The 12,773-nt window shown below is 40.9% G+C and carries 11 protein-coding genes; all 11 read left to right on the top strand.

What is annotated here, in order from left to right:
- The first annotated feature begins 19 nt into the window (after positions 1 to 19).
- Positions 20 to 1,744, top strand: coding sequence for a peptidoglycan D,D-transpeptidase FtsI family protein (locus ACQRBH_RS04620; RefSeq protein ID WP_427761018.1), 1,725 nt, complete (start codon positions 20 to 22; stop codon positions 1,742 to 1,744).
- Positions 1,745 to 1,807: 63 nt separating this feature from the next.
- Entirely contained in the window at positions 1,808 to 2,764 is a 957-nt protein-coding gene (mraY, locus tag ACQRBH_RS04615; RefSeq protein WP_235232210.1) for a phospho-N-acetylmuramoyl-pentapeptide-transferase, read from the top strand.
- A gap of 19 nt (positions 2,765 to 2,783) precedes the next feature.
- The gene (murD, locus tag ACQRBH_RS04610) at positions 2,784 to 4,139 is read left to right on the top strand and encodes a UDP-N-acetylmuramoyl-L-alanine--D-glutamate ligase (protein WP_427761032.1); all 1,356 of its coding nucleotides are present in this window, start codon (positions 2,784 to 2,786) and stop codon (positions 4,137 to 4,139) included.
- A gap of 13 nt (positions 4,140 to 4,152) precedes the next feature.
- The gene (locus ACQRBH_RS04605; protein ID WP_331473062.1) at positions 4,153 to 5,235 is read left to right on the top strand and encodes an FtsW/RodA/SpoVE family cell cycle protein; all 1,083 of its coding nucleotides are present in this window, start codon (positions 4,153 to 4,155) and stop codon (positions 5,233 to 5,235) included.
- A 35-nt stretch (positions 5,236 to 5,270) separates the two neighbouring features.
- The gene (locus ACQRBH_RS04600; protein WP_427761017.1) at positions 5,271 to 6,017 is read left to right on the top strand and encodes a cell division protein FtsQ/DivIB; all 747 of its coding nucleotides are present in this window, start codon (positions 5,271 to 5,273) and stop codon (positions 6,015 to 6,017) included.
- Between the two features lie 137 nt (positions 6,018 to 6,154).
- Complete coding sequence (gene ftsZ, locus ACQRBH_RS04595; protein ID WP_427761016.1) at positions 6,155 to 7,396, top strand: cell division protein FtsZ; 1,242 nt, start codon at positions 6,155 to 6,157, stop codon at positions 7,394 to 7,396.
- 410 nt (positions 7,397 to 7,806) lie between these two features.
- Positions 7,807 to 8,634 (top strand): sigma-E processing peptidase SpoIIGA, encoded by an 828-nt coding sequence (locus ACQRBH_RS04590; RefSeq protein ID WP_427761015.1) that lies wholly within the window; start codon positions 7,807 to 7,809, stop codon positions 8,632 to 8,634.
- Positions 8,600 to 9,340 carry an RNA polymerase sporulation sigma factor SigE gene (gene sigE / locus ACQRBH_RS04585; RefSeq protein WP_347376009.1) on the top strand — a complete coding sequence of 247 codons (741 nt, stop codon included), beginning with the start codon at positions 8,600 to 8,602 and terminating at the stop codon, positions 9,338 to 9,340. Before ACQRBH_RS04590 ends, sigE begins: the two co-directional genes overlap by 35 nt.
- A 49-nt stretch (positions 9,341 to 9,389) precedes the next feature.
- Positions 9,390 to 11,003 (top strand): MBL fold metallo-hydrolase RNA specificity domain-containing protein, encoded by a 1,614-nt coding sequence (locus tag ACQRBH_RS04580; protein ID WP_427761014.1) that lies wholly within the window; start codon positions 9,390 to 9,392, stop codon positions 11,001 to 11,003.
- Between the two features lie 206 nt (positions 11,004 to 11,209).
- Complete coding sequence (sigG, locus tag ACQRBH_RS04575; protein WP_347376011.1) at positions 11,210 to 11,986, top strand: RNA polymerase sporulation sigma factor SigG; 777 nt, start codon at positions 11,210 to 11,212, stop codon at positions 11,984 to 11,986.
- A 131-nt stretch (positions 11,987 to 12,117) separates the two neighbouring features.
- Complete coding sequence (locus ACQRBH_RS04570; protein WP_427761013.1) at positions 12,118 to 12,765, top strand: HAD family hydrolase; 648 nt, start codon at positions 12,118 to 12,120, stop codon at positions 12,763 to 12,765.
- The last annotated feature ends 8 nt before the right edge of the window (positions 12,766 to 12,773 follow it).

The raw sequence follows: 12,773 nt of genomic DNA, 5'->3' as shown, positions 1-12,773 counted from the left end.
TTGCGAGGTTTTTTGTTTTATGAAAAATAAAACATATAATAAGAAGAAAATTCTTGTGGTATTCTTGTGTGCAGTGACGGTGATTCTGGCGCTGGTCGGACGACTTGTGTATCTGATGGTATTTGATGCCGAATATTATCAGAAAAAAGCGGAAGCGCTGCATGAAAGGGAACGTGAAATTAAGGCCGCACGAGGTGAAATCATAGACACCAATGGAACAGTCCTTGCTACGAACAAGACTGTCTGTACTATATCAGTCATTCACAGCCAGATTACGGATTCCGAACAGGTGATTCAGGCATTGGCTCAGACTTTGGAGATGGAAGAGGAGACTGTTCGAAAGAAAGTGGAAAAAGTCTCTTCTATGGAAAGAATAAAAACAAATGTTGACAAAGAGACTGGAGATAAGATTCGGGATATGGAATTAGATGGAGTAAAAGTGGACGAAGATTTTAAAAGATATTATCCATACAATGATTTAGCGTCAAAAGTACTGGGATTTACTGGAGGTGATAACCAGGGGATTATTGGTCTGGAAGTCAAGTACGAAGAGTATCTGAAAGGAATCAATGGAATGATATTAACGACTACAGATGCCAGAGGGGTAGAGTTGGAAGGAGTCGCTGAAGATCGTCTGGAACCAGTTGCTGGTAACACCTTACAGATTAGCTTGGATTATAATATACAGACTTATGCGCAGCAGATGGCGGAGAAGGTCATGGAAGAAAAGCAGGCCGATAAAGTCGCAATCTTGTTGATGAATCCACAGAATGGAGAGATACTGGCAATGGTAAATGTCCCGGAATTTGATCTGAATGATCCATTTACGTTGAATACAGGGGAAGAGAGCAGCAATATGTCAGATGAAGAAAAGCAGGATGCTTTGAACCAGATGTGGCGAAATGGATGTATCAATGATACCTATGAACCTGGTTCCATTTTTAAGATTATTACGGCTTCTGCTTGTCTTGAGGAGGGAGTAGTCCATCTGGATGATTCCTTCAGCTGTCCAGGATATCGAATTGTGGAAGATCGAAAAATTCGGTGCCATAAAGTGGGTGGTCATGGGGCAGAGACATTTGTACAGGGGATTCAGAATTCCTGCAATCCGGTGTTTATCGATATCGGACTTCGATTAGGAGTGGATAACTTTTACAAATATTTTCAACAATTTGGTCTGTTGAACCTTACGGGAGTAGATCTTCCGGGAGAGGCGGGAACGATTATGCATAAGAAAGAGAATGTTGGTTTGGTAGAATTGGCAACTATGAGTTTTGGACAGTCGTTTCAAGTGACTCCGATTCAGATGGCAACAACAGTTAGTTCTCTGGTAAATGGAGGAAGAAGAATTACGCCGCATTTTGGTGTCAGGGTTCTTGATTCAGATGGCAATGAAGTGGAAGAATTTCAATGTGAAGAGAAAAAAGGTATTATATCGGAAGAAACTTCGGCAACTATGCGGGTGCTGTTAAAAAGTGTAGTATCAGAAGGCTCTGGAAAGAGTGCATATATAGAAGGATATGAGATCGGAGGAAAGACGGCTACTTCTCAGACGCTTCCCAGAAGTGCGAATAAATACATCTCTTCTTTTATTGGATTTGCGCCGGCGGATCATCCACAGGTTTTGGGGATGTGTATCATTTATAATCCTCAGGGCGTATATTATGGAGGAACGATTGCTGCACCGGTGATCAGAGAAATATTTGAAAATATATTACCCTATCTTGGCATTGAAAAAGAATAAGAAATGAAGTATACTAGGTTAGGTTGAAAAGTGAATTAACAAAAGAAATAAAGAGGTGGATATATGGATTATAAAGTGTTTATTCCAGTATTAATATCATTTGCACTGAGTGTGATTATGGGGCCGTTGATTATCCCGGTGTTAAGAAGGCTTAAGATGGGGCAGACGGAAAGAACAGATGGTGTACAGTCACATCTGAAGAAGGCTGGCACTCCGACAATGGGCGGTGTGATCATTCTTCTGAGTGTAGTAATTACATCTGTATTTTATATTAAAGATTATCCGAAGATTATACCGATTCTATTTGTGACACTTGGTTTTGGTCTGATTGGATTTCTGGATGATTATCTTAAGGTTGTAATGAAGCGTTCTGATGGTTTGTTCCCAAAGCAGAAAATGGCACTTCAGATCGTTGTGACAGCAGTGTTTGCATTCTATATGGTCAGATTCACAGATGTTTCTCTTGCGATGATGATTCCGTTTTCTGGAGGAAAGTACTGGGATATCGGCTGGCTGGCGATTCCACTGATGTTCATTGTAGTAATCGGAACGGTGAATGGTGTGAACTTCACAGATGGTCTGGATGGTCTGGCTTCCAGTGTGACTGTGCTTGTTGCAACATTCTTCACTGTAGTGGCAATTGGAACAAAAAGTGGTATTGAACCAATCACTTGTGCAGTGGTAGGAGCGCTTTTGGGCTTCTTGTTGTTCAATGTATATCCGGCAAGTGTATTCATGGGAGATACAGGTTCCTTGGCATTAGGAGGATTTGTTGCATCAACAGCATATATGCTTCAGATGCCTATCTTCATTATTATTGTCGGATTGATCTATCTGGTAGAAGTATTGTCTGTTATGATTCAGGTAACATATTTTAAGAAAACTGGCGGAAAACGTATCTTTAAGATGGCGCCAATACATCATCATTTCGAATTGTGTGGATGGTCAGAGACAAGAGTTGTGGCAGTGTTTTCAATTGTTACAGCGATTCTTTGTCTGGTGGCATTGATGGCTATGTAGGAGGAAACAAAGGTTGAATATGGAAGTTGCAGAGAAAAGAGTACTCGTATTTGGTTCGGGAATCAGTGGAATCGGGGCAGTAAAATTATTAGAAAAACATCAGGCAGATGTGGTTCTCTATGATGGGAATGAAAAATTAGAAGAGGCACAGATCCGTGCAAAATTAGGCGCGGACAGTAAAGCAAGAATCGTAATCGGAGCTTTTCCAGAAGAATTATTAGAAGAATTAGATCTTGTTATTTTGAGTCCTGGAGTTCCGACAGATCTTCCGGTGGTAGAGAAGATGAAGGAGAAGAATACTCTGGTTATAGGAGAGATTGAACTGGCATATCAGATGGGAAAGGGAGATGTGCTGGCGATTACCGGAACAAATGGTAAGACAACAACAACGTCTCTGTTGGGAGAAATTATGAAAAATTATCAGGACGACGTGTATGTAGTGGGAAATATTGGAAATCCGTATACGATTGCGGCAGATCAGATGACGGAACATACGATTACAGTCGCTGAGATGAGTAGTTTTATGCTGGAAAGTATTGTAGATTTTCGCCCGAGAGTCAGTGCGATTCTGAATTTTACACCAGATCATCTGAATCGTCATCATACGATGGAAGCGTATGTGAATGCGAAGAAAAATATAGCCAGAAATCAGACGGAAGAAGATTATTGCATTTTGAATTATGAAGATGATCTCACCAGAGAATTTGGGAAAAATCTGAAAACACAGGTTCTATATTTCAGCAGTCAGCGTAAACTAGAAGAAGGAATTTATCTTGAGGATGGCAACATTATATTCCATTATCATGGTGTAGAAGAAACAATCTGCCATGTGGATGAATTACAGATTCTGGGAACACATAATCATGAAAATGTAATGGCTGCAGCTGCGATGGCAGCTGTCTATGGGGTACCGATGAGTGTGATCCGTGAGAGTGTCAAGGCATTTGGCGGAGTAGAGCATCGTATTGAATATGTGACGGAAAAAAATGGCGTCGTGTTCTATAATGATTCAAAAGGAACGAATCCGGACGCTGCAATCAAAGGAATTCGGGCTATGAATCGACCGACGGTCCTGATCGGTGGAGGATATGACAAAGGTTCCGAATATAAGGAATGGATTCAGAGCTTTGATGGAAAAGTGAAGAAACTGGTCCTTCTGGGAGCCACGAAGGAAAAAATTGCAAAAGATGCCGAGTGCTGTGGATTTACAGATTATATGTTTGCCGATACATTTGAAGAAGCCGTTCTTACTGCGGCAAAGTTGGCAGAGCCAGGAGAAGCAGTTCTGTTATCTCCGGCATGTGCAAGCTGGGATATGTTCTCTAGTTATGAAGTACGTGGAGAGAAGTTTAAAGAGATTGTAAATTCCTTATAAGGAGTGGCATAGATTGACACTATTGAACAGGAAAAAATATGATTATACACTTCTTGCTGCGTTATTTCTGCTCGTTATTATGGGGCTTGTGATCCTCTATAGTACGAGTGCATATAATGGAGAAGTAAAGTTCCATGATTCGTTTTACTATCTGAAAAAGCAGGCTTTTGCAACACTGCTTGGAATTGCCGGAATGTTTGTGGCTTCGAATATGGATTATCATATATGGAAGCATCTGGCAGTTCTTGGATATTTTACGGCAATCTTATTGTCAATAGCAGTTTTGTTTATAGGCGATGAATATAATGGGTCCAAAAGATGGCTGTCTTTGGGCCCGTTTTCTTTTCAGCCGTCAGAATTTGCAAAAGTAGCAGTGATCCTATTCCTCGCATATATGGTGACAAAAAATGTTCAAAATATGGGAAAGATGCGAACGATGATTAAGATTATCGTGATGATTCTGCCAATTGTGGCACTGGTGGGTGCCAGTAACTTAAGTACAGCAATCATTATTCTGGGAATAGCGGTGATTCTAGTGTTTGTGGCGAGTCCGAAGTATGGACAGTTTGTTGTTATGGGTGTTCTTGGAGTAGGATTTATGACTATTTTTCTGGGATTGGAAAGTTATCGACTAGAGAGACTGGCAATTTGGAGAAATCCAGAAGCTTATGAAAAAGGATATCAGACTCTCCAGGGACTGTATGCAATTGGGTCAGGCGGACTCTTTGGAAAAGGTCTGGGGCATAGCATTCAGAAGCTTGGGTTTGTGCCTGAAGCACAGAATGATATGATCTTCTCAATCATCTGCGAAGAACTTGGGCTGTTTGGGGCTGGATTCATACTAATTCTGTTTTTGATTCTGATCTGGCGCTTTTTTGTGATTGCCACTCATGCTCAGGATTTGTTTGGAGCATTGATCGCTACGGGTGCAATGGGGCATATGATGATCCAGGTGATATTGAATATTGCAGTGGTGACCAACACGATCCCAAATACTGGAATTACACTTCCATTTATAAGTTATGGAGGAACGTCCGTGGTTTTTTTACTTTTTGAAATGGGACTTGTACTAAGTGTATCATCTTTGGTAAAATAAAACACAAGAGTAAGCAGACAAAAGGGAGCATAATAATGGGAGAGACAAAAAAGAAAAAAAAGAAGACGCACCGACTATATGCATTTATTGTGTTGGTTTTAGGTGTTGCAATTATCGCGTTGGGTATATTAATTCTTTTCTATGTACAAGAGATAGAAGTCAGTGGGAATGAATATTGTTCTGACCAGGAGATTGTGGATACAGTGCAAAATGATAAATATTCTGTTAATACACTGTATATTGTCGGAAAATATGCTTTGGGATATGGAAAAGAACTGCCATGTTTTGAAAGCATGAAAGTGAGTTTGAAATCTCCCTGGGCGTTAAAGGTGACGGTAAAGGAAAAGACAATCGTAGGATATGTTCAAAACGGTGATCATTATGATTATTTTGATAAAGAAGGGCTGGTAGTGGCCGAGTTACCTTCTCTGATAGAAGGACTACCGTGTATTGAAGGAATTGAAGTGAAAGACATCAAGCTATATCATAAGTTGAAAAGTGATGATGTTGGCATTTTTGAAGAAATATTAGAGACTTCGCAGGAAGTGACAAAATACAATCTGACTACAGACAGGATTGTGTGTAAGGATGATGCAATCTATCTATATATAGGAAATATATGTGTTAATCTGGGGGAAAATGTATCTTCTGAGCAGATTGCCCAGATTGAACCAATTATAGAAAAACTGGGTGATCAGGCGGGAACGCTTCATCTGGAAAATTATTCAGAGAATAATACAATAATAACCTTTGACAAGGAAGAAATTCAGGAAGAAAATTAAGAAAAATAGCCAAATTCTATTGATATTTTGTACGAAAGTCTTTATTATATAGTATATATGGCAAACTGAACTCATTTCATTTGCTTTATGTATGGGATGTATAATATATAATAAGGATAACAAAGGAGGAGAAACCCTTGCTAGAAATTAAAACGAATGAATCAGAAGCAGCGGCAAAAATAATTGTTGTTGGAGTCGGCGGTGGCGGTAATAATGCTGTAAACCGTATGATTGACGAGCAGATTGCCGGTGTCGAATTTATTGCTATTAATACAGATAAGCAGGCGCTTCAATTATGTAAAGCCCCAACATTAATGCAGATCGGGGACAAGATCACCAAGGGACTTGGTGCAGGTGCAAGGCCTGAAATCGGAGAGAAAGCAGCAGAAGAAAGTGCAGAAGAGATATCTGCAGCATTAAAGGGAGCAGATATGGTATTTGTAACTTGCGGTATGGGCGGTGGTACCGGGACAGGTGCTACACCAGTAGTTGCACGGATTGCAAAAGAGCAGGGTGCTCTGACTGTAGGTGTTGTAACGAAGCCTTTCCGTTTCGAGTCTAAGACACGTATGAATAATGCTCTTGCTGGAATTGAAAAGTTAAAAGAAAGCGTCGATACATTGATTGTTATCCCGAATGATAAATTGCTGGAGGTTGTGGACAGACGTACGACTATGCCAGAAGCTTTAAAGAAAGCAGATGAAGTATTGCAGCAAGGTATTCAGGGTATTACAGACCTGATCAATGTACCTTCACTGATCAACCTTGACTTTGCAGATGTTCAGACTGTTATGACGGATAAAGGTATTGCACATATCGGTATTGGACAGGGACGTGGTGATGACAAGGCACTGGAAGCTGTTAAGCAGGCAGTTGCCAGTCCGTTGCTTGAGACAACGATTGCAGGCGCATCTCATGTTATTATTAATGTATCTGGAGATATCACACTTATGGATGCATCTGATGCGGCTGAGTATGTACAAGAGCTTGCAGGAGAAGATGCGAATATTATCTTTGGTGCAATGTATGATGATTCCAGAGCTGATGAAGCAACGATTACAGTGATTGCAACAGGTCTTCATAATGTAGGCGGAAGTGCTTCGAAATTAAAATCAAGACTTGAAAACCAGAGAGTTTCTTCAATGCCACATAATGCAGCAGCATCACAGGTATATGAAAGAACTGGTCAGACTGCGCCACGCAGCTCTCAGGCTTCTCCAAGATTAGATTTTGGTGCAGCTCCTACACAGGGAGGTGGAACAACGTCTGCTCCGAGAAGACCAGTAGGAGGTACAACGCCTACTTTGGATACACCAAGAACACCAACCAGCAAAGTAAAAGAACAGTCTATTAAGATACCAGATTTCTTTAAGAAGTAATTTATTATAAGAAGTAATTATTAGATTATAAAAAAAGAATGTGCTTTGGCACATTCTTTTTTTATTGCTGTATAGCTTGAAGGATCAGCTGATGCAGAATTTTTACGGTTGTGGAAAGTATCATTTTCGCCAAGGGAAATATTCGGGAAGATATGACAATAAACGTCAAAAAATCCTCTTTTTCTTTCCAAAATTCTTTCTTTTGTGCCAAAAAAGTATACCAAATATAGTATTTCTACAAATAGAATTCCCCAAAATGACTTTTCTGAATCTATATCTTGTGGTTCACAGGAACTGTCGAACGAAAATCAAAATCCACTCCATCATCTGACAAAATCTTTTCGAGATGACTCGTATAATAAATTTTGCTGATGTACCAAACCGGTGATGAGAATGAAAGAAGGTGGAGCGTGTACTATGAATTATACATAGATGTATTCTTTATGGTGAATTTTATGATGGATTATCTTGTACTGATGATTACTCGTAAGATGATAAGATGTTCTGTCCCTGCCTGGCGTGTCTGTCTGGCGGCTGCGGCAGGTGCATTTCTTACGTGTCTGATCGTAGTGGTTCCATTGAACAATACATTCATGAAATTCATACTGTTCCATGGTTTGGTAAGTGTTGCAATGATAAAAACAGGATTTGGAATCAGGCAGTGGCGTGAATTGATAAGAACTTGGATTCTGATCTATGTTAGCGGTTTTCTGATTGGAGGAGTGTTACTGTGCGTTCGACAATATGTACGGATAGGAAGCCTTTTCTTTGTTCTGGCTATTGTTAGTTATTATGTAGCGTCAGGAATCTGGAGCCTGATCAGCTATCTGGCACGGAGAAAGCAATGTCGCGTAAAAGTAATTCTCTGTAATGGCAAAAGACAATGTCAGGTAGAGGCGCTGATAGATACCGGGAATTGTCTAAGAGATGAGATTACAGGAGGTCCGGTCAGTATTGTTGACCAGAAAGTAATCCGTGTTTTGTATGGGAAAGAAAATCTGACAAAACTTCGCTATATTCCGTATCATTCTATTGGACGTTCCGAAGGAGTTATGCCGCTGATCCGTCTGGATGGGATGTATGTCTGCCAAGAAAGAAGATTCTGGATTGCAGAACCGCTGGTCGCAGTTTCCGAAGAAGATCTGACAGCGGATGATTATCAGATGATTCTGAATCCTGATATATTAATAGGAGGAATCGATTATGGTGATAAAAGTGGCAGTGCCGCATCAATTTAAGCTGAAGGTAGTTCCGGACTTTCGTACATTCTTTTTCCCGGATAAAAAAGATATTCATTATATTGGAGGATCGGACATTCTGCCGGCTCCCCTGGACAGTAATGAGGAGATGGCTGCAATCAATGATCTGGGATCTGAAGATGATGAACAGGCGAGAAAGGTTCTGATTGAACACAATTTGAGACTGGTAGTGTATATTGCAAAAAAATTTGATAATACAGGAGTGGGTGTAGAGGATTTAATTTCTATTGGTACAATTGGATTAATAAAAGCAATTAATACGTTTAATCCGGATAAGAATATTAAGCTTGCGACATATGCCTCTCGATGTATCGAAAATGAGATTCTGATGTATCTTAGAAGGAATAATAAGACGAAGATGGAAGTCTCAATTGATGAGCCTTTGAATGTAGACTGGGATGGCAATGAGTTATTGTTGTCCGATATTCTGGGAACGGAAGAGGATACGATATATAAGGACCTGGAGAATGAAGTGGAGAGAAAACTTCTAATCCGGGCAATTAACCGGCTGTCAGGAAGAGAACGTACGATCATTCAAATGCGTTTTGGCCTGGGGACGCCGGATGGCGAAGAGAGAACGCAGAAAGAAGTGGCGGATATGCTCGGTATCTCTCAGTCATATATATCAAGATTAGAGAAAAAGATTATGCAGAGATTAAGACGCGAAATGGTAAAGTATTCATAGCAACTCTTACAGAAAAGGTGTATAATGAAAACAAAAAGGGGTTGGTTTTATGAGACTTAGCTTTATCGGAGCAGCCCATGAAGTAACCGGTAGTTGTCATTTGCTAGAGGCGTGTGGAAAGAATATTCTGATTGACTGTGGTATGGAACAAGGGCCAGATCTCTATGAGAATCAGGAACTTCCTGTCACAGCGGGAGAGATCGATTATATACTTCTGACTCATGCACATATTGATCATTCTGGTAAAATTCCGCTTTTGTGTAAAGAAGGATTTAAAGGAGAGATCGTAACAACGTTTGCTACGGCAGATTTATGTAATATTATGCTTCGTGACAGTGCACATATCCAGGAGTTTGAAGCTGAATGGCGAAACCGTAAGGCCAGGAGGAGCGGCGCGGAAGTGTATGAACCGTTGTATACCATGGCAGATGCAGATGCTGCAATTCAGTTGTTATCACCTTGTGATTATGACCAGAAGATTACTTTGTGTGAAGGGATTGAAGTCCGCTTTTGTGACGTAGGTCATTTGCTGGGGTCTGCAAGTATCGAAGTGTGGATTACAGAAGGAGATATTTCTAAGAAAATTGTTTTTTCCGGCGATGTGGGAAATCGGAATCAACCTATTATCAAAGATCCACAAAAGGTTGCAGAGGCTGATTATGTGGTCATTGAATCAACTTATGGGGATCGTACACATGGGGATGAGATTCCAGATTATGTGGGAGAATTTACCAGGATTCTTCGAGAAACATTTGCAAAAGGCGGTAATGTGGTGATTCCGTCCTTTGCAGTAGGGCGTACGCAAGAGATATTATACTTTATCCGTGAGATTAAAGAAAAGAATCTCCTTCCGGAATATCCTGGCTTTGAAGTGTATGTGGATAGTCCATTGGCAATTGAAGCGACTAACGTATTTAATAAAAATGTAAAGTCATGCTTTGATGAGGATGCTATGGCATTGGTAGAACAAGGGATTAATCCATTGGTTTTCCCGGGGCTTAAGACAACGATTACCAGTGAAGAATCGAAGATGATCAATTTTGATGACAAGCCAAAAGTTATCTTATCGGCATCTGGTATGTGTGAGGCTGGAAGAATCAGGCATCATTTGAAGCATAATCTGTGGCGATCTGAATGTACGATATGTTTTGTGGGATATCAGGCGATTGGAACTTTGGGCAGAAAATTGATTGAGGGAGCGGAATGTGTCAAGCTGTTCGGAGAGAATATTACGGTGAATGCCCGCATTGAATCTTTGAAGGGAATCAGTGGTCATGCAGATATGAATGGCCTTCTGGACTGGCTGAAAGGATTTGAGAAGAAGCCACAGCGTGTCATTGTTGTGCATGGTGAGGATACGGTTACGGATCATTTCGCAAGTCTGGTGGAGGAGACTATTGGATGTCCGGCATTTGCTCCGTATTCTGGCGGTGCGGTAGATCTGGCAGCCAACGAGATCCTTACAGAAGGAGTGAAGGTTCCGAAGAAGGCTGTGGAGAAGCCGGCCAGGGCAAAGGCTGCTTCTGCTTTCAATCGTGTTGTTGCTGCTGCGAAGAGACTGCTTGAAGTTGTATATAAGAATGAAGGTCTTGCGAATAAAGATCTGGCAAAATTTGAGAGTCAGATTATGAATCTGGCAGATAAATGGGATCGAGAAGAATAAGTTGCCATGGTGAGTGGATGATAAGCGGGAACAGGGGCGCATAGATGATATGCGCCCCTGTTATAATGGGATATATTATGAGATACATATTTGTCAAGGAGTAAAACTTTTTTTATTTTCCTATGATGGAGAATAACGAAAGTGCATAATGAGAATCATTTTACTAGAGAAAAATTACTTTATTCATCTAGTAGGAGGGCTCAATTATGGCACAGGGAAAAGTTGAAATATGCGGTGTGAATACGGCAAAGCTTCCAATCCTGAATGAAGAGGAGAAGGAAGCTTTAATTGCGCGCATCAAAGCAGGGGATGCAGAGGCAAAAGAAGAATATATCAAAGGAAATTTAAGACTGGTATTGAGTGTAATCAAACGTTTTGGAGGAAGTAATGAGAATCCAGATGACTTGTTTCAGATTGGCTGCATAGGTCTGATTAAAGCAATCAATAATTTTAATACAGAATTAGACGTCAAATTCTCCACCTATGCTGTGCCAATGATTATTGGGGAAATTCGCAGATATATGAGAGATAATAATTCTATCCGCGTCAGCCGCTCGCTTCGTGATACTGCGTACAAAGCTATTTATGCGAAAGAAAATTATGTCAAACGCAATCTCAAAGAGCCAACTGTCCAGGAGATTGCGGAAGAGATTGGAATCTCTAAAGAAGACATAGTTTTTGCGCTGGACGCCATACAAGTGCCAATGAGCCTTCAAGAACCAGTATACAACGATGGAGGAGATGCGCTATATGTCATGGATCAGATCAGTGACACCAAGAACAAAGAAGATAAATGGGTCGAAGATCTGTCCCTGGAAGCCGCCATGGAACACTTAGGAGAACGGGAACGGTACATTATAAAACTGCGTTTTTTTGAAGGAAAAACACAGATGGAAGTAGCAGAAGAGATACAAATCTCGCAGGCACAGGTCAGCCGTTTGGAAAAAAATGCATTGAGGATTATGAGACAGTACCTCACTTAGGTACACCCTGTTTGACGATTAGGTACACCACATTTTGCAAGTGGGGACGTAGACTTTTTTCAAAAGTCTACGTCCCCACTTGCATTTTTACCCCTCACATACTATGATTAGTGCATGGAGGAATTTGTATTATGAAGGCTTGTATATTTGATTTAGACGGAACATTGACAGATACATTGGAATCTCTGGCATATTCTGTAAAAGCAACTTTAAGGGAAATGGATCTTCCGGAGATTACGACAGATGAATGTCGCCGGTTTGTAGGTGATGGAGCAAGATGTCTGATGGAACGTTCGCTTCGGGCAACGGGAGAAGAGAATGTAAAAAGAATTGAAGAAGCTATGGAGATATACGGACGTATATTTGATGAGAATTGTACATATCATGTAACACCATATGAAGGAATCGTCCAGATGCTGAAGAGTATGAAGGATAAGGGGATTAAGCTGGCGGTTTTGTCGAATAAGCCGCATCAGCAGACGGTGAAGGTAGTTCGTGAGGTTTTTGGCGAGGAGATGTTTGATTTTGCACAAGGGCAGAAGGAAGAGATCGCGAGAAAGCCGGATCCGGCAGGTGTTAATTATCTGATGGAGCAGATGGGCGTGTCACAGGAGGAATGCCTCTATGTGGGAGATTCTGAAGTAGATATCCGAACGGGAAAGAATGCGGGACTGCGTACTATCAGCGTGGCGTGGGGGTTCCGGTCGAAGGAAGTGTTAGAAACTGCAGGAGCCGATACTATTATTGGCAGCCCGGAAGAATTATTGCAGTTCGTTTAAAGAAAAAA

Origin of the sequence: Bariatricus sp. SGI.161, assembly GCF_050313695.1 — a bacterium.
In the GTDB taxonomy this organism is placed as follows: domain Bacteria; phylum Bacillota; class Clostridia; order Lachnospirales; family Lachnospiraceae; genus JAFBIX01.
This window is presented reverse-complemented; position numbering and strand designations above follow the sequence as displayed.